This is a genomic window from Paraburkholderia sp. GV068, from assembly GCF_003058125.1.
Classification (GTDB): domain Bacteria; phylum Pseudomonadota; class Gammaproteobacteria; order Burkholderiales; family Burkholderiaceae; genus Paraburkholderia; species Paraburkholderia graminis.
In genome coordinates, this window is the sequence record NZ_QBUB01000007.1 from 262,231 (window position 1) to 286,903 (window position 24,673).

Here is a 24,673-nt window from a genome sequence, read left to right on the forward strand (position 1 = left end):
GGTCAGGGCAACGGGAAACTGCGGTCGAAACTTGCACGCACATCCAGATGCGCGCGAATCACGTTGGCCGCTTCGTAGGTGTCCGCGGTGCGCTGCTGCGCGGCCACGACCGTATCGTCGATTGCGACCGGATGCACCTGGCCGCGCTGATAGACCGTCTTCAACACATCGGTGGGCAAGCCCGTGACGCGCGATTGCATCGCCGCGACTTCGTCGGGATGCGTGAGCGCCCAGCGCTGGCCGATCGCCACGCGCCGCAGGAAGTCCGCCAATTGCGCGCGTTTGCCGGCAATCGCGGCCTCGGTCGCGACCTGATAGCTGAGCCCTTCCGACAAACCCACGCCGTTCGCGATGATGCGGTCGTGATCGCGCGACTCGCCGAGCGCCGTGTACGGGTCCCACACCGACCACGCGTCGACGCTGCCGGACGCGAGCGCGGCCTTGGCGTCGGCGGGCGCGAGGAACACGAACGCGACGTCGCTTGCGGACAGGTTGGCCTTTTTCAGCGCGGCGAGCGCGAGATAGTGGCCGATGGAGCCGCGCGTCGTCGCGAGACGCTTGCCCTTCAGACCCGCGACGTCCGTGAGCGGCGAATGCGGACCGACGACGATCGCCAGATCGAGCGGATTCGAGCGCGTCGCGGCGACCGCCCTCACCCGCGCGCCCGCTGCGAGCGCGAAAACGAGCGGCGCGTCGCCGAGGCCGCCGACGTCCACCGCGCCCGCGTTCAATGCTTCGCCAAGCGGCTGCGCTGCCGGAAAATTGAACCATTCGATCTTGTACGGCAGGTCTTTCAGTTGGCCGGACGCTTCGAGAATGCCGCGCGTCTGCAACGACTGATCGCCGACCTTGAGCACGGGTAAGTCGGCCGCGGCGGCGGGCATCGCGCAGAACACCAACATCGCGGGAATGGCCACGATAATTGCGGCAAGCGGTTTGACAAGTGCCCGAGGCACGACGGAGAAAATCGCAAAAGACATGATGAGGATGACGTTCCAGGAAGGTGTCGAGCAATAGATTCGACGACGATAAGCGAGCGTCTTGTATAAGACAAACGCATTATCGTGCTAAGCAAATATGCGAATTTTTGTTGCTTGCAAAGTATGCGGGAACAGCGATGCAGGTATCATCGGGCGCACGAACCACCTCATCGCTCATCATGAAGATCGACGAAATCGACGCCTACGTCACCGTTATTCGCTGTCAGTCGCTGCAGCAGGCGGCGCTCTCGCTCGGGCTCACGCAACCGGCCATCACGCGCCGTCTGCAGAATTTCGAGGAAGCGCTCGGCGTCGAATTGCTCGACCGCAACACGCGTCCGCTGAAGGCGACCGCGACCGGCCGGATCGTCTACGAGCAATGCCGCGCGATTCAGCGCGAACTCGACGTGCTGCGCGAAATGGTCGCGACCGACACGCCGCCCACCGGCACGCTGCGCGTGGGCGTCGCGCAGACCATCGCCGACGTCGCGCTCGGCGACGCGCTGCGGGCGGTGAAAGACGCCTACCCCGATTTGCAGGCGCGCGCGTCGACCGGCTGGGGCGGCCAGTTGCTCGAACGGCTGCAAGACGGCGAACTGGATGTCGCCGCGATCCTGCTCCCGGCCAACAAAACCTTCGACGACACGCTGTCGGCGCGCTCGCTCGGCCGCATCAAACTCGCAGTGGTCGCGCGCAAGGGTTTGCTCACGAAACGCGCGCATACGCTCGCGCAGTGTCAGTCGATTGGCTGGGTGTTGAATCCGGACGGCTGCGGCTTCCGCGACGGTCTGCAACGCGCGCTGACGGGTCTCGGTCTCGCGCTCAAGCTGAATCTGGAAACGCTCGGCACGGAGTTGCAGTTGCAACTCGTGGCGGACGGTCATGGTCTTGGGCTCGTGCCGCTGCCGCTCTTCAATGCGAGCGCCTATGCCGACAGGCTCGACGTGGTGTCGGTCAGCGACTTCAAGCCGCTCATCGACATCTGGCTCGTGCAGCCGCGCGCGCTCGGCAAATTGCAGCAGCCGGTGGAGCGGTTCGGCGCGGCGATCGCGCGGCAATTCAAGGACACGCGCGCAGCCGCGGGCGCGCGTCGTCAGTCGCCGTCCCTGTCCCCGCGATCCGCCGAACCCCGTCAGATCACATGAAAACCATGCGTGCCGTCGCGAGCCAGTTGCGCGACGAGCCCGTATTCCCACTCGAGATAGGCATTCATCGCTTCGCGCGCGTTATCGGTGCCCTCATAAGGACGCCGGTAACGGTCGATGCGCGGTGACGCCAGCCGCGTCTCGCCGCTTTCCACCGGCAGGCCCGCTTCGATCCACGCCGCCGTGCCGCCCGTCAGCACCTGCACCGGCTTGCCGGCGAGCGCCGCCACGTCGGGCGCGGCGAAGCGCGCGAGCAGACTGCTGCCGCACGTCAGCACATAGCGGCGCGCGTCCGGCAGCTTGTGCAATGCCGTCTCGAGCTGGCTGCGGATCACGAACCACGCGCCCGGTATGTGGCGCTTCACGTAGTTCGCGCTGCTCGTGAAGTCGAGCACCACCGTGCCCGGCGACTGAAGCAGCGCGGCCAGTTCGGCCGGGGCGATTTCATCGGCGTCGGGCGGCTGCGGGGCCAGGCGCGCCGCGGGCGCCGCGCCCTTTTCCGCGAAGTCGGCGGCCGTCAAACCGTCGACCACATAGACCTCGATGTTCATCTGCGCGAGCCACGACGCGGTCATGTTCGCGCGCACGCCGTCGCTGTCCGCGAGAATCACGCGTGCGCCGCGCACCGGCGCGAACATTTCGGTTTCCTGCACAAGCTGGCCGCCTGGCGCAGAACGAAAGCCCGGCACGTGGCCCGCTTCGTATTCCTCCGGCGTGCGTACGTCGAAGCGGTACACGGTGCGCACCGCTTCGTCGGCCCAGCGGCGCGCTTCATCGCGTGACGTGCGGCCCACTTTCGCACGGTCGGCGACGGCGCGCGCGCCATCGGCTGCGATGAGACGCAACGCGTCGTCGACGACGGGACCTGGCCGCCGCGAACTGCCGTGCGCGAGCGGCTGCCCCGCGAGCGTCCAGCCGATGGTGCCGTTGCGCAGCGCGGCAACCGGGTTCGGCAAACCCGCGTTGATCAGCGACTGCGCGCCGATGATGCTGCGCGTGCGCCCCGCGCAATTGACGATGATCCGCGTGGCCGGGTCCGGCGCCAGTTCGCGCGCGCGCAGCACGAGTTCCGCCCCCGGCACGCTGATGCTGCCGGGAATGTTCATGGTCTGGTATTCATCGAAACGGCGCGCGTCGAGCACGACCATGTTCTCTTCGCGGTCGAGCAGCGCCTGCACCTGCTGTGCCGGGAGCGACGGCGTGTGGCGCACGCTTTCGACCAGTTCGCCGAACGCCTTGCTCGGCACGTTGACGTCCTGGAACAACTCGCCGCCGGCTTTGCGCCAGCCTTGCAGGCCGCCTTCGAGCAGCGCGACGTCGCTATAGCCGAGGCTTTCGAAACGTTCAGCGGCGCGCGCGGCGAGCCCTTCGCCGTCGTCGAGCACGACGATCGGCACGTCGCGGCGCGGCAAGCGCACCGGTGCATCGAGTTCGAGCCGCGACAGCGGCAGATTCGCGGCAAAGAGCGGATGACTGCGCGCGTGCGGATCTTCCTCGCGCACATCGACGAGCGCGATTTCCTCGCGTTCGAGCAGTGCGCGGCGCACGTCTGCATAAGATCGGGTACGAAAATCTTTCACGAAAGTCATGGGATCGGAGACTCCTTCGACACATTCCAGATGTTCGGCAACACGTCGTTCGAGTAGCCGGACACAAACTTTTTTCGACGGGCGCCGCCCGGGTACACCGAGCGGTTCACTGCGCCGATATTTCCACCGTACACGTGAATGCTGATCGACGTACGGTCACTAAATGCGTTGCTCACGCGATGAATATCGCCGATGCGTGGCGACACGGCATCCACGGCGCCCGCGCCAAGGCGCTCGGGGGCGCCCTCGGCGACGACTTCGCCGTGCGCCGCGACACGGTAACGCTGCGCAATTTCCGCGCCACGCAGCACGCCGATCAAGCCCCAAACCGTGTGGTCGTGAACCGGCGTCGCCTGCCCCGGCCCCCACACGAAACTGACGACCGAAAAGCGCTGCCGCGAGTCCGCGTGCAACAGGTACTGCTGATAGCGCTCGGGATCGGGCCGCGCGAATGCGTCGGGCAGCCAGTCGTCGTGAGCGATCAGTTCACGCAGCGCGGTCGCGCCGGCGTCGAGCAGCGCCGCTTCGGGCGTGTCGCCGTCGACGAGCGCCGCGATCTGGCCGACGAACGTGCGCAGCCGGTCCGGCCGCAGGGTCTGGGTCATCGCTAACATTGAAGGATAGGTCCGAAGATTGATGCGCGCGAGTTCTCTTCGTCTTTTACGCACATCGAGAGAGCATCGCGCGGCAGCGGCGGCCCAAAGCGGTGCAACATCGACCGCGAACGGCTGCCGCCTGCACGACGTGGCGCGCAGCGTCTCGCGAAGAAACGCTGCGCGTGGCATGCGTACGCGCGCTTCAATTCAGCACGTCGGGCTCCGCTTCGACGAGCCCTTCCAGCAGGCTCTGAAACGCGAACAATGCGCCATTCGCGCGGCCCACCTGCTCGTGCGTGAGCTTGGCAACGTCGTGCGGGATACGTTGCGGCGTGCCGGCCGCTTCGGCGAGCAGTTGTGCATGACACGCGTTATCGAGCGCGATGTACCACCACGCGGCCGCCTCGACGCTCGGACCTGCCGTGAGAATGCCGTGGTTCTTGAGGATCACCGCCTTGTGCGTGCCGAGCGACGCCGCGATGCGCGAGCCTTCGCCGGTATCGAGCACGACGCCGCGAAAATCGTCGAACAGCGCGTGGTCCTCGTAGAACGCGCACGAATCCTGCGTCAGCGGATCGAGCGTGCGGCCCAGCGTGGACCACGCCTTGCCGTACAGCGAATGCGTGTGCGCCGCCGCGATGACATCGGGACGCGCCTCGTGAATCGCCGCATGAATCGCAAACGCCGCCTGATTCACGGGCCCGTCGCCCACCACGATCTCGCCTTGCGCATTCACGAGCAGCAGATCCGACACGCGGATGCGGCTGAAATGCTTGCCGAACGGATTGACCCAGAAGTGATCGGTCCATTCCGGATCGCGTGCGGTAATGTGACCGGCGAGCCCCTGATCGAAGCCGTAGCGCGCAAAGAGACGAAACGCGACGGCAAGCCGCTCCTGGCGATAACGGCGCTCGGCGGCGAGATCCGTGCGCGGCGGCACGTCGTCGAACCAGAATTTGCGCAGCGGCGCGTGGCGTTGCAGGGTCGAGAGCGTGCTGGCCGGCGAACGTGCTTCGTCAGCCCGTGGATGCGCGTGAGAAAGGTCGGTCATCGCGGCTCCGTTCACGCGGCCAGCGCAACGCGCGCCACGCGTTCGCGTGTTGCGGGAATCAGTTCGCGGCCATAGTCGATGGCGTCTTCGAGCGGATCGAAGCCGCGCACGAGGAAGGTCGTGACGCCGAGCGCGTAGTACTCGGCGAGCGTGTCGGCGACCTGTTGCGGCGTGCCGACGAGCGCCGTCGAATTCGAACGTCCGCCGATTTCCTTCGCGATGCCGGTCCACAAGCGCTCGTCGGCGCGATCCGATTCGCCCGATGCCGCGAGCAAGCGCCGCGCGCCTTCGCTTTGCGCGGGGCCGCCCACGCCGAGTCCTTGCAGCGCGCGCAGCCGCTTCGTCTCGGCGAGGATGCGCTCGGCGCGCTCCCATGCCGCGCTTTCTGTCGCGGCGAGGATCGGCCTGAACGACACGGAAAAGCGCACGGTGCGCCCGTGCTTCGCGGCCTCGGCACGCACGCGCGTCACCTGCTCGCGCACTTGCGCCTTCGACTCGCCCCATAGCGCGTAGACATCCGCATGACGTCCAGCGATTTCGAGTGCGGGCACCGACGCGCCGCCGAAATACACCGGTATATGCGGCTGCTGAACCGGCTTCACTTCCGAGAAGCCTTGTTCGAAACGATAGTACTGGCCGTGGTGATCGAACGGCTTCGCTTCTGTCCAGAGACGGCGCAGGATCTGCAGATACTCGTCCGTGCGCGCGTAGCGTTCGTCGTGCGAGAGGAAGTCGCCGTCGCGGCGTTGCTCCGCGTCGTCGCCGCCCGAGATGATGTGCACCGCGAGACGGCCGCGCGAATAATGATCGAGCGTCGCCAGTTGCCGCGCGGCGAGCGTCGGCGCCACGAAGCCCGGACGATGCGCGAGCATGAAGTGCACGTTGCTCGTCACGCTCGCGGCGTGCGCGACGGTGAGCAATGCATCGGGGCTCGTCGAATGATGCGGCACGAGAATGCGGTCGAAGCCCGCCGCTTCATGCGCGCGCGCGAACTGTTCGAGATAGCCGACATCGATAACCGGCCCTTGCGGCGCGTGCGTTTCCGATACCTTGCGAGTCTGGATCATGCCGATGAATTCGATGGACACGCGAGTGCCTCCATGAATGATTGCTGCCCGGCGAGGCCGCGGCGTTGCGGGCCGAATGCAATGGCAGTGCATTGTTCGAGGCGTTCACGGTAGCAGGCCGTCATGCGCTTGTTAAATATTGATCGGCCATATCTATATCGAACTTGCATGTAACGGCAGAGGTGCCGGGGAAAGCGTTGCGGCGGTTCAGTGCCCATGATGCCGCCGACAAACCCTTTCGCAAACGTGGACATGCGGGCGTCGCCAGCAGAAAGCCGGAAGCTTTGCGAGAATGCCCCATCGCGTGAAAGCGCCAGAAACAGCAAGCCAACAGACAATGATCCCTTTTTCGGTCCTCGACCTTTCGCCGGTCATCGCGGGCGCCACGCCAGCGGACGCCTTCAGGAACACGCTCGATCTCGCGCAGCACGCCGAGCGGTGGAACTACCGCCGCTTCTGGCTTGCCGAGCATCACAACATGACCGGCATTGCGAGCGCGGCCACTTCGGTCGTGATCGGCTATGTGGCGGGCGGCACGAAGACGATCCGCGTTGGTTCGGGCGGCGTAATGCTGCCGAATCACGCGCCGCTCGTGATCGCCGAACAGTTCGGCACGCTCGAATCGCTTTATCCCGGCCGCATCGACCTGGGACTCGGACGCGCGCCCGGCACCGACCAAAGCACGGCGCGCGCGCTGCGCCGTGACCTGCAAAACAGCGCGGACTCGTTCCCCGACGACGTCGCCGAATTGCAGCGTTATTTCGCGGACCCGGTCGCCGGCCAGCGCATTCGCGCGGTGCCCGGCGCGGGCTTGCATGTGCCGCTGTGGCTGCTCGGGTCGTCGCTTTTCAGCGCGCAGCTTGCGGCGGCGCTCGGCTTGCCGTTTGCATTCGCGTCGCACTTCGCGCCGGATTACATGCTGACGGCGTTGCAGGTTTATCGCGCGCAATTCCGTCCGTCGGAGACGCTCGACAAGCCGTATGCGATGGTCGGCGTGAATCTGTTCGCAGCCGACACCAATGAAGAAGCGCGGCGGCTTTTCACGTCGCTTCAGCAGCAGTTCATCAATTTGCGGCGTGGCACGCCGGGGCAATTGCAGCCGCCGGTGGACCGGGTTGCGGCTTCGGAAATGGAACTGAATTCGGTCGCGCATTCGCTCGCGTGCACGGCGATCGGCGATCGCGATGCGGTGCGCGAGGGCTTGAAGTCGATCATCGAACAGACCGGCGCCGATGAGTTGATGCTCACCGCGCAGATCTATGATCATGAGGCGCGGTTGCGGTCGTTTGAGATTGGGGCGGAGATTTGGGAGGAAATGGCTGGGGGGAAGTGAGGCTTTCGAGGTGTATGAAGACGGCGGTGCGTCGATGCGCCGCCGTTTTGCTTTGGTCGGTTCCTCAGCGGCTGCCCGTTGCAGTGGCCGCCCGCTCGATCACCCGGGCGACTTCTGCCGGATGCGACAGATAGGCGACATGGCTCGACGGAACCTCCACGACCGTGCTCTTCGCGCGGCTCGCCATCCAACGTTCGAGATCGGGATTCACGGTTCGGTCCTGAGTCGCCACGACGGCCCAGCTCGGCTTCGTTTTCCATGCCGGCTGGCTCACCGGCGCGGTGAACGACTCATGCGCCGGCATGACCTGCGAACTCGCCATGAATGCGGCCTCCGCGGCGGGTACGTCGGCAGCGAAGTCGGCTCTGAAGTGCTCTGCGTCGAAGTAGAGGTGGCCATCGTCGGTTGCCTTGATGGCTTTTGTCGCGGCAGGCATTTTCGTCGTCAGGTCCTTGAGGCTTTCGCCCGCATCCGGTTCGAACGCGGCGATGTAGACGAGGCCCGCCACGCGCGCATTGTTGCCCGCCTCGGTAATCACCGCTCCGCCATAACTATGGCCGACGAGGATTGTCGGGCCGTCCTGCGCATCGACGATACGCGTAGTCGCCGCGACGTCTTCCTTGAACGAGGTCTCCGGCTCCTGAACCACCGAGACGTTATAGCCGTCCCGCGTGAGGATCTTCGACACGGCTTGCCAGCCTGAGCCGTCGGCGAAATAGCCGTGAACCAGGACGATGTTCTTGACAGGTGCGGCTTCGGCGAACTGCGTGGCGAATGCGCCGGCGCCAATGGTCAAGGCTGCGGCCAAACGGCGAATCTTGTTGATGGTTTTCATTTTCGACTCCAGAAGCTAACGATGATTGGACAATTGGTTGCAATGGTTCAGCTTGCAGGCTGCCGCCGATGACCCGTTAGCGTACGGGTCATGCGAAAGCCTGCGCGAATGTTTTGGATGCCTTAACGATACGCGAGGTGATCGGGCGAACCGGGGAACGTCGGATCAATCGACGGTCTTGGCCCACACCGCCTGAGCGTTGGTGAACTCGCGCAGACCGAAGTGCGACAGTTCACGGCCGTATCCGCTCTTCTTGACCCCGCCCACCGGAATGCGCGGATTCGAAGCGGAGAAGCCGTTGATAAAGACGCCGCCCGTTTCCAGCCGGCGCGCGATTCGCTGCGCACGGGCGACGTCGCGCGTCCACAGGCTGCCGCCGAGACCGTAGTCGCTCGTGTTGGCAAGTTCGATAGCGTGCTCGGCGTCGTCGGCAACGGTGATTGCGGCGACCGGGCCAAAGGTTTCTTCGTCGAAAGCAGCCATGCCGGGGGCGACATCCGCGAGCACGGTCGGCGCGTAGTAATTCCCGGCGCCTTCCACCTTGCTGCCTCCGAGCAGCAGCGTCGCGCCTGCTTCGATGGTGCGTTGCACCTGCCCGTGCAGCTCGTCGCGCAAGTCGGCGCGCGCCATCGGCCCGATGGTGCTTGCCGGATCGTGCGGATCGCCCGCCACGACCTGACGCGCGGCGGCCACGAACTTGCGCGTGAACTCTTCTGCAACGGGTCGCTCGACAATGAACCGCTTGGCTGCGAGACAAACCTGGCCGGCGTTCTGAAAGCGGGCCTCGATGGCCGCTTTCACGGCCAGATCGATGTTCGCATCGGCCAAGACGATGAAGGCGTCGGCGCCGCCGAGTTCCAGCAGCGTCTTCTTTAGCGCCCGGCCCGCCGTGGATGCGACGGCGGACCCGGCCCGCATGCTGCCGGTCAGCGTGACGGCGGCAACGCGCGGATCTTCGATCACGTGGGCCACGGTTTCGTTATCGGCATTCAGGTTGGCGAAGAGTCCGACCGGGAAGCCGGCGGCTTCATAAGCATCCTGCAACGCGTACGCCGAGCCCATCACATTGGCGGCATGCTTGAGGATGAAGCCGTTGCCCGAGAGCATGATCGGACCCGATGCGCGAATCACCTGCCACAACGGAAAATTCCATGGCATCACGGCGAGAATGGAGCCAATCGGCAGATAGGAGACATGCACCTGATCGTCGCCTTCGACAGGCGCCGGTTCGTCGGCGAGGAAAGCGGGACCATGCTCGGCGATCCAGTCGATCGCGCTGGCGCATTTTGCGACTTCGGCTCGTGCGGCGGCGAGCGTCTTGCCCATCTCCTGAGTAATCAGCGCGGCCAACGCTTCCGAGCGCTCGCGCAACGTCGCGGCCAGGCGGCGGTAAGTTTCCACGCGCACAGCCATGGGCGTCGCGCGCCACAGCCGGTAGGCCGCGGCGTTGTCCTCCAGCATGCGCTCGACTTCGTCGGCGGTCTGAAACGGATAGTGCGCGATGAACTCGCCGGTTGCGGGATTGCGCGACGTTGCGCCGATGGCGGTGGGAAGGTTCAGGTTCGACATGTTTGCCTCGATTGAGTGAAGTGACGAGCAGTGGAAAGTCGCTGCAGTGGTGTCACTTTATGCAAACCGGGGCGGGTCAAGAAGGCGTCTTGTGATCCTATGAGTCGGACTCACTGGCAGAGTGCCGGGGAATGTAAGTCACGAGCGACAGGTCCGGTCTGCCGGTGGGCGTCAACGCAACGTAAGTGAATTCGATGTGGCCGCCGGCTGGATGACGAAGCCGTTTGTCGCCTTCATCGAAACCTTTGACCTCGGTGTCCTGCCACCAGTCGCTGAACTCGGGGCTCAGTTCCGTGAGCTCGTCGATGAGGCTATCGAACGGCGCCTTGTCCGGCGCCTGCGCGCGCGCGGCGCGGAACGCGGAGATCATGCCGCGCGTCATCTGCTCCCAGTCGAGAATCAGCGTGCGATAAGGCTTGTAGAGAAACAGCAGACGCAACGTATTGCGCTCGTGCGGCTCCAGCGATCCATAGTCGACGAACAGGTCGGCAATGGCATCGTTCCACGCCAGAATGTCGAGCCGCGTGTTGCGGACATAGGCCGGAACGTTGATCGAGCGAACCAGTCGTTCGAGGCCTTCGGTGACGCCGCTGCCGGTTGCTACCTGCGAAAGCTCGCGCGATGAAAGCGCGAACAGATGCGCCGACTCCACGGTGTCGAGCTTGAGCACGCGCGAGATTCTGCGCAGCGCATCGGCGGACGGTTGAATGTCGCGGCCCTGTTCGAGCCAGGTGTACCAGCTAACGCTGACGCCCGCGAGTACGGCGACCTCTTCGCGGCGCAGGCCGGGGGTACGGCGGGGGCCGTCGGGCAGGCCGAATTCGGCAGGTTGCAGGCGGCCGCGGCGGCTTGAAAGAAACGCGCCAAGTTCGCGTCGCTGCTCGGCAGAGGGTCTTCTGGACATAGTGTCTCGGTTAACGGCGAATGGGCAGGCGGGCGGACGTGCCGGGCATCGTCGCGAGGCAGCTTACGACCAGCCAACTGACGGCCCGGGCATGCCTTGCTCGACCGGGAATGCGAACACTATCACGGCAAAATGTCCAGGTTGTGCCACGACGACTAGCGGCACTTCATACGAACGCGTCGAAACCGCTCTCGTATGAAGCGCCGCATTTGCGTGATGGCCACGCACAATATCTTGCGCGTGGCCCTGTCGCTGGAAAGTGTGAGTCAACGTTCGCTCAGAACTCCTGGCTCGTGGGACGGCTCGTGGGACGAAGCACGATCTCGTCGATGTCGACGTCGTCGGGCTGCCCGATCGCACAGGCGACGGCCCGCTTCGATCCCTTGCTCATGCGATCACCTCGTCTGCCTGAACGGATAACGATTCCGCGTAGGCCGGATAGTCCGTGAGTCCTTCGTCCCCCCCGCCATACAACGTTGCCGGATTCAGGGCATTGAGCGGCCAGCCGTTCGCGATGCGCTCAGGCAGATCCGGGTTCGCGATGTACGGGCGGCCGAATGCAATCAGGTCCGCAAGGTTCGCTTCGATCAGGCGCGCGCCGCGCTCGGCCGTGTAGCGACCCGCATAGATGATGCGGCCGCTGAACACCCGGCGGACTTCCTCGCGAAACGCCGCCGGCAGATCGGGTGCGTTATCCCAGTCGGCTTCCGCTATTGACACATAGGCCGCACCGGCAGCTTCCAGCACCTTGATTGCCTCGATATACGTGCGATGAGGATCGTCTTCGACGAGCCCGATGTACACGCGATCCTGATCGGTGCTCGTGAACAACGGCGTGAAGCGCACGCCCAGCCGTGCAGGCCCGACCACCGCGGCGACCGCCCCGACGATTTCGCGCAGAAAGCGCAAGCGGTTATGCAGCGAGCCGCCGTACTCGTCCTCACGTTTGTTCGAGTGTGCCGAGATGAACTGATTCACGAGGTAGCCATTGGCCGCGTGAATCTCGACACCGTCGAAGCCCGCACGCAGCGCGTTCTGCGCTGCCTTTGCGTAGTGCCCGACTAACTCGCCGATCTCGGCGACGCTCAACTCGCGTGGCACCGAAGGCTCGACCAGCGTGCCGGTGCCGGGACCGGTCTCGATGAACGCCTTGACCTTCTGTGCCGCGATCGCCGAAGGTGCAACCGGCGCTGCGCCGTAGGGCTGCAACGCGGTATGCGAGACGCGGCCCACATGCCACAACTGCGCGAAGATCACGCCGCCTTCGGCGTGCACCGCGTCGGTCACGCGAGCCCAGCCTTCGACCTGTTCGTCGCTGTAGATGCCGGGCGTCCACGCGTAGCCCTGACCGCGCGGTTCGATCTGCGTTCCCTCGCTGACCATGAAGCCCGCGCCCGCGCGCTGGCCGTAATAGAGCGCGCTCGATGCGGCCGGTATGTCGCCGGGCTGGGCGGCTCTCTGGCGCGTCAGCGGCGGCAGCACGATACGGTTGCGCAAGATGTGCCGCCCGAGCTTGAGCGGCGTGAAGAGTGAAGGATATTCCATGTTCTTTTCGCTCCCGAATGGACCCAGGTCGCACGTTGCGACGGGCTCGATCGAGCCGGCTGCGCGCGATCATGGCGATCCTGCGCGATCAGCTAACTGGCTCTCTGGTGAAAACGCCGCGCGCTTGCCCGAAGGCAACGCGCGTCGGCAGACAGGCGGCTTTTATTGCGCGGCGAGCGCCGGGTGCTGCATCAGAACGGCGGCAGCGGAGGACGACGAAGCCGGGTTTTGTCCGGTAATGAGCAGGCCGTCGGTGACTACATACGGAGCCCAGTCGACGGTCTTCGAATAAATGCCGCCCTTGGCCTTCAGTTCGTCTTCAACGAGGAACGGCACGATCTCGGTGAGGCCCACCGCGGCTTCTTCCGAATTCGTGAAGCCCGTCACCTTCTTGCCTTCGACCAGCGGCTTGCCGTCCGCCGTGGTGACGTGGCGCAGTACGCCCGGTGCATGACACACGAGTGCAACGGGTTTGCCGGCGGCGATGAACGACTGGATCAGCGCGATCGAATGCGAGTCTTCGGCCAGGTCCCACAACGGGCCGTGGCCGCCGGGATAGAACACCGTGTCGAAGTCCGCCTGCGAGACGCTGTCGAGGCGCACGGTTGCCGCGAGTTGCGCTTTGGCCGCCGCGTCGTTTTCAAAGCGGTGTGTCTGGTCGGTCTGATTGGCCGGCTCGTTGCTTTTCGGATCGAGCGGCGGCTGGCCGCCCTGCGGCGAGGCCAGCACGATCTCGGCGCCCGCGTCCTTGAACGTGTAGTAAGGCGCCGCGAGTTCTTCCAGCCAGAAGCCGGTCTTGCGGCCGGTGTTGCCCAATTGATCGTGCGAGGTCAAAACCATCAGTACTTTCATGTCGTTCTCCAATGCGTGATAGGTGAGTTGCGAATTTGAGTTGCGAATTGCCGGCAACGCTGTCATGACGACACGGCTATGTAGTCAGTGCTTCGCCTCTGCAATCGGTTAGGGCGCAGCAAGGTCCGTTCATTTCGTCGTGACATCGTTCGCAGCGTTGAATCAACGGCCGGAATACAGAGAGCGGACGCCGTTGGTCGCCGGTGCGCCACTGGCGGAGGAACCGCTGTTTGCACCGCCGAAGCCGCTCGCGGACTTTTCCTCCGCAGCCACACGTGCGGTGGCGGCCTCGATTTGAGCCGGATAGAACGCTTGATCGCCTTGGCCAGCACGGTATCCAGCCTTCTGGAGTTGCGCCAGTTCATGGCGAACCTGCGCGCGGGTGACCTGATCGTTCGACTGAGCGAACGATGCTGCGGGGATGGCAAGGGCGGCGGCGACTGCAACAGCATTGATGAGCGATTTCATGATTTCTTCCAAAGGTTGTCGTTGAATAAAGTGGCGAAGTAACTGTGCTTGCAGCAGTGGGACAGAAGGAAAGCTGCTGCAGTGGTGTCACTTTAAGCAAACGAAACCGAGGCAAGAAGGCGTCTTGTGATCCTATGAGTGAGGGTCACAGGCAGGAGCATCGTGGAGTTGGAAGGCACACGAAGTCTGGGTCGTCGCACCCGTACACGACCAGAGCGGAACGTCGCATTCCATAAGCCTGCATTCGCCGCTGCGCATTTCGCGTCACGGGCAGCGGCGCTTCGGCGTGCAACGCACGCCCGGCGATTGCATCGTGATGCTCGTGAGCAGGTGCGGACCGAAACGACAAACAAGAATGTGTATCGCTTTCAATCGTTACAAAAAATTCCCGCAACGTCCGTTGCCGCGACCTAAAGTCCAATCCACGCATCTGACAAAAGACGGTCTTCGCAAAGCGTCCGCTCATACCGTGACGACGTTTTCCGATGCGTGAGAAAACCACTTGATCTTGCGTAGTGAAACTGTGACCGACGCGCTGGCGGTGATCAGCGCTCGCGGTCTGTGGCAGTTGAAGCGGTAGTGAGTATGGCGAGCGAATAATGGCGGAAACAAGGCGCGCCGACGATGCCATCGTTAAGACTTCCGGCGAAGGTGCAACGCCACTCCACTTCTTTCGCAACTGCCGGCGCGCTACCGTGGGCTGCTACAGGTCGCAATGGAGAAGGAGCCTTCCATGCGTTGCAACAAGCCCCGTGCATTTCTGAGCAGCGTTCCGCTCGCTCTTGTACTCGCCGCAATCATTCCGACCAGTCGGGCCGCGCCCGTCCTCGTGTCCGGCCCCAGCCTTTTTGCCACTTGCACCATCGGCGGCCCCGGCACGAACTATGTGAATGCCGAAGTCGAGCCGTGGGTCGCCACGAACCCGAAAAATCCGTCGAACCTGATCGGCGTATGGCAGCAGGACCGATGGGACAACGGCGGCGCACACGGCCTGGTTGCCCGCCCATCATTCGATGGCGGTTTGACATGGGCCACGCCGGCTGCACTGCCTTTCACCGCATGCGCGGGCGGGACTGATTACGAGCGCGCGTCCGATCCGTGGGTGTCGATCGGCCCCGATGGAACCGCGTACGCCGTGTCGATCTCCTTCAACCAATCCAACAACAGCAACGCGGTGCTCGCTTCGGTTTCGAAGGACGGCGGCCTGACCTGGGCAAACCCGCGCACCATCATCGCCAACAACGAACCGACCTTGCAATTCTTCAACGACAAGGAATCGGTGACGGCCAATCCGATCAAGGCAGGCGTCGCCTATGCCGTGTGGGACCGGCTCGAATTGCCGAACGGCAATCCGTACGCCAACACGCACACGGCCGCCTTCCGGGGACCATCGATGTTCTCGAAGACATCCGATGGCGGCCTGACATGGAGTCCGCCATCCGTGATCGTGACGGTGCCTTCCCGGCAACAGACGATCGGCAACCAGATCGTCGTCAACTCGCAGAACGGAACGCTCTATGACTTCTTCGACCTTATCTCTCCGCCGTTTTCGAAAGCGGCCGGCAAGGTGGCGTTCATCAAATCGACCGACGACGGCGCAACGTGGACGAAGCCGAAAATCATCTCGGGTTTGCAGACCGTATCGGTGTTCGATCCGAACACCGGCGAAGCGGTGCGTTCGGGAGACATCATTCCCGAGCCCGCGATCGATCCGAAGACAGGGCAACTGTATGTCGTCTGGCAGGATTCCCGCTTCAATGGCGGGCTCTACGATGAGATCGCGCTGTCTACTTCAAAAGACGGCGGCAGCACCTGGAGCGCACCAATCCGCGTTAATACGCCCACGGGACGGCCGGCATTCAATCCGAGCATCAACGTCAATTCGTCGGGGACCGTTGCAGTGACGTACTACGATTTCCGCAATCTGGCGGATGGCAACACCACGACGTTACCGACGGATATCTGGCAGACGACATCGACGGACAAGGGAGCGACGTTCGCCAATGAAACACACGTGGCGGGCGCATTCGATCTCAAGACCGCGCCCGATGCCGAGGGCTTCTTCGTCGGGGATTATCAGGGGTTGGCCGCGATCGGCTCGAGCTTCGTGCCGTTCTTCGTGCAGACGAACTCGGGGAACCTCGGCAATCGCACTGATGTGTTTGCTCAGCCTCAGCCGTAACGGTTTTGCGTGGGAGTGGTTGGCTCGCAGTGCGGACTTCGCGCTGCGAGCCAAGAAGGACAAACGCGGGTACTGCGAGCGAGACGCTTAGCTTCTCATTGCTCTTACTGCCCGTTCCAGATTGGCCCGCACAATCGCGCGATGAAACGGCGCGATCGTCGCAAGATAGATTCGCCCGAGTCTGTTGTGGCAATGCACCACCGTGGCCGCGAGCAGTTCTCGCCCGTTTGCCGCGTCGCCGCGTAGTTGGATGGTCGCGCGGAAGTCCAGATGCCGGTCATCCGCGCCGACTACCAGCTCCGACGCGCTCTTCGACAGCAGCGGCAAGTAGCCGATAACCGGCCCACGCGCCGCTGCGGCAAGACCGACGTCGAGAGACGATTTGACGCCGACCGTCGCCATCGTCAGATCGCGGACACGCGTGAGCGCACGAATCCACCACGCCTGCCGCTCGAACGCGGCGCGTGCCAACACCTCAAGATCATCGCTGGCCCCCGCGGGCAGTCGGATTGCAAAGGCGTCCAAAAGATCCGCGCCCGCGTAGAGCGGCGCGAGTACGCTGTTGCCAGGCATGGGTACGGCGCGCGCTTTGGTCAAGGTCGTACTCCGGGGTTGGTTCATGGTGTGCAGCAGTCGAGCCGCTGCCGGTTAGCAAAATAGAAGCACGATCTCGAGACAAAGAGCCGTTTAAACCCTCACCGACTCCCCTGCACCGCCGCCAACCCATCCAGCAGCGCCTTATGAAACGCATCCGGGTCCTGCATCTGCGGCGCGTGGCCCAGGTCAGCGAACTCAACCAGCGTCGCATGCGGAATCGCTTTCGCCGCGGCCTTCCCCAACTCCGGATAATGACCGATCTTCGCGCGCACTTCGGGTGAAGCCGCGTCCTTGCCAATCGCGGTCGTGTCCTTCTGCCCGATCAGCAACAGCGTCGGCATGCTCAACTGCCCGAACTCGTAGACCACCGGCTGCGTATAAATCATGTCGTATAGCAACGCCGAATTCCACGCGACGATCTGCTTGCCCGGCCCCCGGTACATGCCCGCGAGCATCTGCACCCACGGTTCGTAATCGGCGCGCCATTGGCCGGCATAGTACGTCGACTGCTCGTAGCGGCGAATGCCGTCCGCGCTGGTCTTCAGTTCGCGCCGATACCAGTCGTCCACCGACAGCGACGGCACGCCCTTCGCCTTCCAGTCCTCGAGCCCGATCGGATTGACGAGCACCAGTTGCTGCGTCTCACGCGGATACATCAGCGCATAGCGAACGGCGAGCATGCCGCCCGTCGAATGTCCGACGACGGTCGCGTCTTTCACACCGAGCGACTCGAGCAGCGCATGAGTATTGCGCGCGAGCTGCTGGAAACTGTACTGATAGTGCTCCGGTTTGCTCGACTTGCAAAAGCCGATCTGATCCGGCGCGATCACGCGATAACCCGCTTCGCTCAGACGATGCATCGTCGCCTCCCACGTCGCCCCGCAAAAGTTCTTGCCGTGCAGAAGGACGACAGTGCGGCCGTTCGCGTGCGCCGGTTTGACGTCCATGTAGGCCATGTGCAGCGCGACGCCCTGCGAAGTGAAGCCGTATTGGCCGACAGGTTCGGGATAGGTGAAGCCCTGCAACTCGGGGCCGTAGGCCGGGCCGGCATTGCCGCCGGCTGCAGTGGTTTCGGATGCGCCGCTGGTTGAAGCGGCTGTGGATACGGTCGACGACGCGCCGACCGAGCCCGTCGCCAGCGTTTCGGCAGAAGCCGCAGATGCGGCACAAACCGTGACCGGCGCGGCGCCGAATGCGGCGGCGCTCAACGTTGCAAGCAATGAAAGACGGCGAAAGCTGATGGACATTTTTCTATCGAAGAAGCCGGGAAAAGGATGCGGATGGAGGCGGCTGCCAGCGCACATTAAAAGTTCGCCGCAAGCGGCCGCCGACATGCCGCGCAATCGCGGACGATTCTACGACGCCCACCGCGACCGCGCAGCGTCACGCACACAGCCCGCTTCTCCACGAGGCGCTGTGATACGCCGCGCCGTGCGGCACATCGCGTGGCACGCATATTGCGCACGGAACCTCGCTCGCTATGTGCCGTGGCGCACGGAGCGTCGGCGCGCCTCGGCCGAAGGTTCGCAGTTGGGCGCGTCGGCGGCTCGCAGCCGAGAAACGTCGCCCGCGCGAGGCCATTCAGTGCTAGAACTACAGGACGGGCTCGCCAGCGCAGCAGCCGCAATACGCGAATCAAAAGCGAATCAAACGCGAATCAATGTAGAAGCGATCGACCAGCCGCATCGGGGAAGTAAGCGAGGCATTCATTGCATGGCACAACGGAACGATTACATGGGACCGCAGTAAGCGCTAAAGCGCTAACTGCGGTCGACAAAGGAGACAGACATGGATACGCCGGCACGGTTGAACGATCTGCAACGCACCACTCTCGCCATCGTACTGGCCGGCGGACGCGGCACCCGGCTCGGTCCGCTCACCAACAAACGCGTCAAGCCTGCGGTGCATTTCGGCGGCAAATTCCGCATCATCGACTTCGCGCTGTCCAATTGCCTGAACTCCGGCATCCGGCGCATCGCCGTCGTCACGCAGTACAAGGCGCACTCGCTGCTGCGTCATCTGCAGCGCGGCTGGGGTTTTCTGCGCGGCGAGTTCGGCGAGTTCATCGATCTGTGGCCCGCGCAACAGCGCGTCGAAGGCGCGCACTGGTATCGCGGCACGGCCGACGCGGTGTTCCAGAACCTCGACATCATCCGCTCGATTCGTCCAAAGTATGTCGTCGTGCTGGCGGGCGATCACATCTACAAGATGGACTACACGCGTATGATCGCGGACCACGCGGAGAGCGGCGCCGATTGCACGGTCGGCTGCATCGAAGTGCCGCGCATGGACGCGGTGGCCTTCGGCGTGATGGCCGTCGACGAAAACCGCCGCGTCACCGGCTTCGTCGAAAAACCGGCCGACCCGCCGGCGATTCCCGGCCGGCCCGACACCGCCCTCGCAAGCATGGGCATCTACGTGTTCAACGCCGACTACCTGTACGCGTTGCTCGAACAAAACATCTCGAGCGTCGATACCGATCACGACTTCGGCAAGGACATTCTGCCGCGCGTCGTCACGCAAGGCACCGCGATCGCGCATCCGTTCAGCATGTCGTGCGTGTCCTCGGACCCGAACGTCGAGCCGTACTGGCGCGACGTCGGCACCATCGACGCCTATTGGGCCGCCAATCTCGACCTCGCCTCCACGATCCCGACGCTCGACCTCTATGACCGCAGTTGGCCGATCTGGACTTACCAGGAGCAACTGCCGCCCGCCAAGTTCGTGCGCGACCTGAAGGGACTGCAAGGCTCGGGCAACAATCTGATCGTGTGCGGCGGTTGCGTGATCTCGGGTTCGCAGATTTCGCGCTCGGTGTTGTCGTCGAACGTCAAGGTGAGTTCGTTCTGTAATATCAATGAGGCAGTCTTGTTGCCGCAGGTCACCGTCGGCGCGAGTTGCCGCTTGCAGAAGGTGGTCGTGGACCGCGGCTGCACGATCCCGGACGGCACGGTGATCGGCGAAGATCCGGTGCGCGACGCCGAACGTTTCTATCGTACCGACGACGGCGTCGTGCTCGTCACGCCCGAGGCGCTGCGGCAGGACGTGAACTAATGAGCGCTGGTGCGGCCGTCCGCAGCGGCCCAGCGCAGCCCGCAAGCATCGACCGTCCACATCTTTAAAGGAACGAGACCGAGCCTATGACGATTCGCGCCCTACACGTCGCCAGCGAGCTGTATCCCCTCCTGAAAACGGGCGGTCTCGCCGACGTCGCGGGCGCGCTGCCGTCCGCGCTGGTCGAGCGCGGCGCCGACGTGCGCGTGCTGCTGCCCGGCTTTCCCGCGGTCGCGGCCGGCCTGCACGATCTGCGTCCGGTCGCCCAACTGGGCCGCCGCTTCGATGCGCCGGGCGTGACGCTCGAACAGGGCACGTTGCCGTCGAACGGACTCGTCGTCTACATGATTCGGGCGGCCACGTTGTACGACCGGCCAGGCAATCCGTATCTGAACGACGAGCACGTACCCTACGGCGATAACGCACAGCGTTTCGCGCTGCTCGGCTGGGTCGCCGCGCAACTCGCGCAGCAGCTCGACCCGGCGTGGTCGCCGCAGATCGTCCACGCGCACGACTGGCACGCGGGGCTCGCCGCCGCCTATCTGAAAGCGGCCGAACGGCAGCACGGCCGGCCGCCCGCGCGCAGCGTCTTTACCGTGCACAACCTCGCGTATCAGGGCGTATTTCCCGCGCATCAGTTCGGCCAGCTCGGCCTGCCGGACGATTTCTTCAACATGCGCGGCGTCGAGTTCTATGGACAACTGTCGTTTCTGAAGGCCGGGCTCTATTACAGCGACCGCATCACGACCGTGAGCCCGACGTACGCGCGCGAAATTCAAACGCTCGCGCAAGGCGGCGGACTCGACGGCCTGCTGCGCAGCCGCGCGCATGACCTGTGCGGCATCCTGAACGGCGTCGACTATACGGTCTGGAACCCCGCGAACGACGCGCTCCTCGAGCACCGCTACACCGCGACGCGGCTCGCCGGCAAACTCGCGTGCAAGGAGGCGTTGCAAAAACGCTTCGGCCTCGCGCAGAAAAGCGATGCGCTGCTGTTCGGCGTGGTGAGCCGCCTGACCGAGCAGAAGGGTCTCGACCTGCTGCTCGAAACCGTGCCGGAGATCGTCAAGCGCGGCGGTCAGCTCGTCGTGTTCGGCACTGGCGACCCAGCGCTCGAAAACGGCCTGAAGCGCGTCGCGCAGACGCACCCGGAATCGGTCGCGGTGGAACTCGGCTTCGACGAGAAACTCGCGCACACGATCATCGCCGGCAGCGACGTGATCGCGGTGCCGTCGCGCTTCGAGCCGTGCGGTCTCACGCAGCTTTACGCGCTGGCTTACGGATCGCTGCCGCTCGTGCATCGCGTGGGCGGTCTCGCGGACACCGTGGCGGACGCATCGCTTGAAAATCTCGCCGAGGATCTCGCGACCGGCTTCGTGTTCGACGACTTCACGCCGCGCAGCCTGACCGCCGCGATCCGCCGTGCATTCGCGCTGCACGGCCGGCGCACCGAATGGAAGGCGGCGCAGCGCCGCGCGATGCGCCAGGATTTCGGCTGGGGCGCGTCGGCGGACCGCTATCTCGCGCTCTATCGCGAGCTTGCCTGATCCTGCCCGAGCCGTCGCCGGTGATGGTTCGGCGCAACAGCACGGGGACGGATCAACTGGCTTGCGGCAAACTCCTGTATTGTTTCCCTACGATGCAGACCGTGCATTGTTCTTGCAATACATGAAGCAGTCCTGCGCGCGGCGTAGCGGGTTCATGCCCGAACAGCGCCGCCGCGCATCCCTCCCGTTTTCACCGATCGCGCACGTCCGCCTGCGCGAGCCATACCATGACGAAGAACGTTCTCAGCATTCAGTCACATGTCGTTTTCGGGCACGCGGGCAATAGCGCGGCCGTGTTTCCGATGCGTCGGCTTGGCGTGAACGTGTGGCCGCTGAACACCGTGCAGTTCTCGAACCACACGCAATACGGCCACTGGACCGGCACCGCCATCAACGCCGCGCAGATGGAAGAACTCGCCGAAGGCATCGGCGCAATCGGCATGCTGCCGCGCTGCGACGCGGTGCTCTCGGGCTATCTCGGCACGCCGGAGCAGGCGCAGTCGGTGCTGGAAATCGTCAAGGCCGTGAAGGCCGCCAATCCGCGCGCCTGGTACTTCTGCGATCCGGTGATGGGCGCGGCAAGCGGCTGCAAGGTCGAGCCCGGCATCCAGCAGTTTCTCGTCGACACCATGCCGGAAGTGGCCGACGCGATGGCGCCGAATCACACGGAATTGCAGCGGCTCGTGGGCCGCGAGATCGAGACGCTCGAGGAAGCCGTCGCCGCGTGCCGCGAGATCATCGCGCGCGGACCGAAGCTCGTGCTGGTCAAGCATCTGCTCGATCGCAACAGTCCCGCGGATCGTTTCAACATGCTCGTCGTCACCGAACGCGAGGCGTGGATGGGCCAGCGCCCGCTCTATCCGTTCGCGCGGCAGCCGGTCGGCGTCGGCGATCTGACGAGTGCGGTGTTCGTCGCGCGCACGCTGCTCGGCGACACGATTCGCGGCGCGTTCGAGCACACGCTCGCCGCGGTCAACGCGGTCGTCAAGGCGACGTGGCAAGCCGGGCGCTACGAACTGGAACTGGTGCCCGCGCAAAACGAAATCGCGCAGCCGCGCGAATGGTTCGACGCGTGGGTGGCAGAGACCGCGTAGCTTGCGCATCGTGCGGCGCGGGCCGCAGCGTTGCCGGCGTTGCGCCGCCAGGAACCTTGTCAGCCGGCCGGTCGTCCTATAATGCGTGCCGCACGCGCGAGCCGATAATGGCTTTGCGGCTTTGCGGCTTCGCGCGGCGACTTTCTCAGGCATCCGGCATTCAGCAGACGAGGCATCGATGGACGGTTATATCCGCAGCGAGCGGGAAGAGTATTTTGAGCAGTTGTGCATCAGCGTCGACGCCGACGAGGTGCATGAACAGGAAGCCATCGAGTTCTTCGAGAACCAGTTCGATCAGCCCGACTTCGACCCCGCGCAGTGGCTCGACATCGCGCTTTACTACTCGCCGGCCGTGGCGCGCGGCATCATCGACATGGTGACGCCCGACGACAAGGCGCGCAGCAACATCGCCGAAGTGATCGCGGACAACCTCGACATTTCGTACGGCGAGGACGACTGCCAGCAGTTCGCCGAGACGATCGAATTCGCGCTGAACAACGGCGTGCCGGTGGACCTCGACCTCGTGCTCGACGGCTGCCAGCGCGCGATCGACGATCTCGACACGTGGGCCGACGACGAAACCAAAGCGCCGCTGCTGCGTCTGCGCGAAGAAGTGCTGCGTCAGCAAGGCGAGCGGTAAGGCTGGTTACTTAGGCGAGCGCGCGGGCATGGGCTCGCGCGTCCTGTTGCTCGCTTCTCTCGCATTCCTCTTGCACCCCGCGGCCATCGTGTTCGCGCGCATCTTCGTGCTGTGTGTTGAACACATAGCTTCGACACCTGCAACCAGTTAAGCCCACCACTTCGCCACATGTCTCCATGCATGTGTGCGCCAATCCGCACTCCCGCTTCCGCACCCATCAACGCTCGCGGCCCCCCTCGCGAGCTTATGCCGAAATCCTCATTCAAAGCGCCGCGAACTGCCAAGACGGCCGCATATTGGCTTCCTATATTCGCGCCACATGACCGGCGTGCGAATACAACCACACGTACTCCGCACGGTGCATCGCGAGCCTTCGTGCCCGCGGGAACCCGCTCGCTTTGTCAGCGCCGAGCCGCGTCATCGCTTTGCCGCTTTCATCACTCGAACTGTCGAAGTAAGGAGAGACCATGAGTCACCACACCACGCTCAAACCGCTTGCCCTGTTCGTCGGCGCCCTCTTTGCGGTCGCGCCGCTCGCCGGTTTCGCCGACGACATGCCCGTGAAAATCGGCTTCGCCGCGCCGATGACGGGCGCGAACGCCGGCTACGGCAAGGACCTCGAAAACGGCGTGCGGCTCGCCATCGAGGAAGCCAACGCGCAGAAGATCAGGATCGGCGACAAGGTTGCGCAGTTCCAGATCGTCTCGCAGGACGACCAGGCGGACCCGCGCATCGGCGTGCAGGTCGCGCAGAAACTGGTGGACTCGGGCGTCTCGGTGGTGGTCGGCCACTTCAATTCGGGCACGACGATTCCCGCCTCGCAGATCTACGAGCAGGCCGGCATTCCCGTGATCGATCCGGCGGCGACCAACCCGATCATCACCGGACGCGGCTTCGCGAACACGTTCATGGTGATTTCGACAGACGCGCAAAACGCCGGCAACGCAGGCGTCTATGCGGTCGAAGTGAGCAAGGCGAAGCGCATCGCGATCATCGACGACCGCACCGCTTTTGGTCAGGGCGAAGCCGACGAGTTCGAGAAGGCGGTGAAGGCGCATGGCGGCACGATCGTCGCGCGCGAGTACACCGACAATCACGCGGTCGACTTCAGCACGCAGATCACCAAGATCAAGGCGGCGAACGCGGACCTGGTCTTCTTCGGCGGGCTCGATACGCAGGCCGCCGGTTTCGCGCGGCGCATGAAGCAGCTCGGCGTGACGGCGCAACTGGTGGGCGGCGGCGGCGTGGAAGACCCCGAGTTCATCAAGCTCGCCGGCGACGCGGCGGAAGGCGTGATGGCCTGGGAATACGGCCGCCCGCTCGCGCAACTGCCCGGCGGCAAGGACTTCTCCGCGAAGTTCAAGAAGCGCTTCGGCGGCGAGATTCTGTCGTATGCGCCGTTCGGTTACGACGGCGCGTGGGCCGCGATCAAGGCGATGCAGCAGGCGAAATCGACGTCGCCGAACGACTACCGTCCGATGCTCAAGACGATCGACTTCGAAGGCGTGACCGGCAAGATTTCGTTCGACAACACCGGCGCGCTGAAAAGCGGCGCGTCGACGTTGTATCAGGTGAAGAACGGCGCGTGGGTTCCGGTCGTGACGAAGAGCGGGAGCTGAGCGGCC

At 64.2% G+C, this 24,673-nt stretch carries 21 protein-coding genes and 1 pseudogene; 9 read left to right on the forward strand and 13 right to left on the reverse strand.

Annotation, left to right across the window (positions count from 1 at the left end; genetic code table 11):
- Positions 1 to 2: 2 nt before the first annotated feature.
- The gene (locus tag C8K18_RS16970; RefSeq protein WP_107708420.1) at positions 3 to 980 is read right to left on the reverse strand and encodes an ABC transporter substrate-binding protein; all 978 of its coding nucleotides are present in this window, start codon (positions 978 to 980) and stop codon (positions 3 to 5) included.
- 179 nt (positions 981 to 1,159) lie between these two features.
- On the opposite strand from C8K18_RS16970, the gene C8K18_RS16975 reads away from it, so the two are divergent.
- Positions 1,160 to 2,125, forward strand: coding sequence for a LysR family transcriptional regulator (locus C8K18_RS16975; RefSeq protein WP_107708422.1), 966 nt, complete (start codon positions 1,160 to 1,162; stop codon positions 2,123 to 2,125).
- On the opposite strand, the gene C8K18_RS16980 is transcribed toward C8K18_RS16975, so the two are convergent.
- From C8K18_RS16980 to C8K18_RS16995, 4 genes are all read right to left on the reverse strand, one after another.
- A complete protein-coding gene (locus tag C8K18_RS16980; RefSeq protein WP_107708424.1) occupies positions 2,113 to 3,714 on the reverse strand; it encodes a rhodanese-related sulfurtransferase in 1,602 nt (533 codons plus the stop codon). The two genes, C8K18_RS16975 and C8K18_RS16980, sit on opposite strands and share 13 nt — an antisense overlap.
- Positions 3,711 to 4,319 carry a cysteine dioxygenase gene (locus C8K18_RS16985; RefSeq protein WP_107708522.1) on the reverse strand — a complete coding sequence of 203 codons (609 nt, stop codon included), beginning with the start codon at positions 4,317 to 4,319 and terminating at the stop codon, positions 3,711 to 3,713. The genes C8K18_RS16980 and C8K18_RS16985 overlap by 4 nt, the downstream gene beginning before the upstream one ends.
- Before the next feature lie 193 nt (positions 4,320 to 4,512).
- Entirely contained in the window at positions 4,513 to 5,361 is an 849-nt protein-coding gene (locus tag C8K18_RS16990) for a class II aldolase/adducin family protein (protein ID WP_244230978.1), read from the reverse strand.
- An 11-nt stretch (positions 5,362 to 5,372) separates the two neighbouring features.
- Positions 5,373 to 6,449: an LLM class flavin-dependent oxidoreductase gene (locus C8K18_RS16995; protein WP_107708426.1), complete on the reverse strand. Its 1,077-nt coding sequence runs from the start codon at positions 6,447 to 6,449 to the stop codon at positions 5,373 to 5,375.
- Between the two features lie 316 nt (positions 6,450 to 6,765).
- Here C8K18_RS16995 and C8K18_RS17000 point away from each other — a divergent pair, with 316 nt between their 5' ends.
- A complete protein-coding gene (locus C8K18_RS17000) occupies positions 6,766 to 7,761 on the forward strand; it encodes an LLM class flavin-dependent oxidoreductase (RefSeq protein ID WP_006051107.1) in 996 nt (331 codons plus the stop codon).
- A 64-nt stretch (positions 7,762 to 7,825) separates the two neighbouring features.
- On the opposite strand, the gene C8K18_RS17005 is transcribed toward C8K18_RS17000, so the two are convergent.
- The 6 genes from C8K18_RS17005 to C8K18_RS17030 form a co-directional block, all read right to left on the reverse strand.
- Entirely contained in the window at positions 7,826 to 8,596 is a 771-nt protein-coding gene (locus C8K18_RS17005; protein WP_107708428.1) for an alpha/beta hydrolase, read from the reverse strand.
- A 165-nt stretch (positions 8,597 to 8,761) separates the two neighbouring features.
- The gene (locus C8K18_RS17010; RefSeq protein WP_107708430.1) at positions 8,762 to 10,165 is read right to left on the reverse strand and encodes an NAD-dependent succinate-semialdehyde dehydrogenase; all 1,404 of its coding nucleotides are present in this window, start codon (positions 10,163 to 10,165) and stop codon (positions 8,762 to 8,764) included.
- A gap of 97 nt (positions 10,166 to 10,262) precedes the next feature.
- Positions 10,263 to 11,069, reverse strand: a complete 807-nt coding sequence (locus tag C8K18_RS17015) for a helix-turn-helix transcriptional regulator (RefSeq protein ID WP_029969150.1) — start codon at positions 11,067 to 11,069, stop codon at positions 10,263 to 10,265.
- A 387-nt stretch (positions 11,070 to 11,456) separates the two neighbouring features.
- Positions 11,457 to 12,614, reverse strand: coding sequence for an alkene reductase (locus C8K18_RS17020; RefSeq protein ID WP_107708432.1), 1,158 nt, complete (start codon positions 12,612 to 12,614; stop codon positions 11,457 to 11,459).
- A gap of 162 nt (positions 12,615 to 12,776) precedes the next feature.
- Positions 12,777 to 13,466, reverse strand: a complete 690-nt coding sequence (locus C8K18_RS17025) for a type 1 glutamine amidotransferase domain-containing protein (RefSeq protein ID WP_107708526.1) — start codon at positions 13,464 to 13,466, stop codon at positions 12,777 to 12,779.
- A gap of 162 nt (positions 13,467 to 13,628) precedes the next feature.
- Positions 13,629 to 13,934, reverse strand: a complete 306-nt coding sequence (locus C8K18_RS17030; RefSeq protein ID WP_107708434.1) for a DUF4148 domain-containing protein — start codon at positions 13,932 to 13,934, stop codon at positions 13,629 to 13,631.
- 175 nt (positions 13,935 to 14,109) lie between these two features.
- On the opposite strand from C8K18_RS17030, the pseudogene C8K18_RS33735 reads away from it, so the two are divergent.
- Positions 14,110 to 14,427: pseudogene (locus C8K18_RS33735) on the forward strand (5'/3'-nucleotidase SurE); the annotation flags it as partial.
- 240 nt (positions 14,428 to 14,667) lie between these two features.
- Positions 14,668 to 16,116, forward strand: coding sequence for a sialidase family protein (locus C8K18_RS17040; RefSeq protein WP_006051115.1), 1,449 nt, complete (start codon positions 14,668 to 14,670; stop codon positions 16,114 to 16,116).
- Positions 16,117 to 16,203: 87 nt separating this feature from the next.
- Here the strand turns inward: C8K18_RS17040 and C8K18_RS17045 are convergent, their stop codons facing one another.
- Positions 16,204 to 16,713, reverse strand: a complete 510-nt coding sequence (locus tag C8K18_RS17045; protein WP_107708437.1) for a DUF2867 domain-containing protein — start codon at positions 16,711 to 16,713, stop codon at positions 16,204 to 16,206.
- 98 nt (positions 16,714 to 16,811) lie between these two features.
- Positions 16,812 to 17,960 carry an alpha/beta fold hydrolase gene (locus C8K18_RS17050; protein WP_107708528.1) on the reverse strand — a complete coding sequence of 383 codons (1,149 nt, stop codon included), beginning with the start codon at positions 17,958 to 17,960 and terminating at the stop codon, positions 16,812 to 16,814.
- Positions 17,961 to 18,501: 541 nt separating this feature from the next.
- Here C8K18_RS17050 and glgC point away from each other — a divergent pair.
- The 5 genes from glgC to C8K18_RS17075 all read left to right on the forward strand — a co-directional run bounded on the left by glgC (position 18,502) and on the right by C8K18_RS17075 (position 24,667).
- Complete coding sequence (gene glgC, locus C8K18_RS17055; RefSeq protein ID WP_107708438.1) at positions 18,502 to 19,767, forward strand: glucose-1-phosphate adenylyltransferase; 1,266 nt, start codon at positions 18,502 to 18,504, stop codon at positions 19,765 to 19,767.
- An 86-nt stretch (positions 19,768 to 19,853) separates the two neighbouring features.
- Entirely contained in the window at positions 19,854 to 21,314 is a 1,461-nt protein-coding gene (glgA, locus tag C8K18_RS17060) for a glycogen synthase GlgA (RefSeq protein ID WP_107708440.1), read from the forward strand.
- Between the two features lie 227 nt (positions 21,315 to 21,541).
- On the forward strand, positions 21,542 to 22,408 hold the full coding sequence (gene pdxY, locus C8K18_RS17065; protein ID WP_006051120.1) for a pyridoxal kinase PdxY: 867 nt from the start codon (positions 21,542 to 21,544) through the stop codon (positions 22,406 to 22,408).
- 178 nt (positions 22,409 to 22,586) lie between these two features.
- On the forward strand, positions 22,587 to 23,048 hold the full coding sequence (locus C8K18_RS17070; protein ID WP_006051121.1) for a hypothetical protein: 462 nt from the start codon (positions 22,587 to 22,589) through the stop codon (positions 23,046 to 23,048).
- A 467-nt stretch (positions 23,049 to 23,515) separates the two neighbouring features.
- Complete coding sequence (locus C8K18_RS17075; protein ID WP_107708442.1) at positions 23,516 to 24,667, forward strand: branched-chain amino acid ABC transporter substrate-binding protein; 1,152 nt, start codon at positions 23,516 to 23,518, stop codon at positions 24,665 to 24,667.
- Positions 24,668 to 24,673 lie beyond the last annotated feature (6 nt).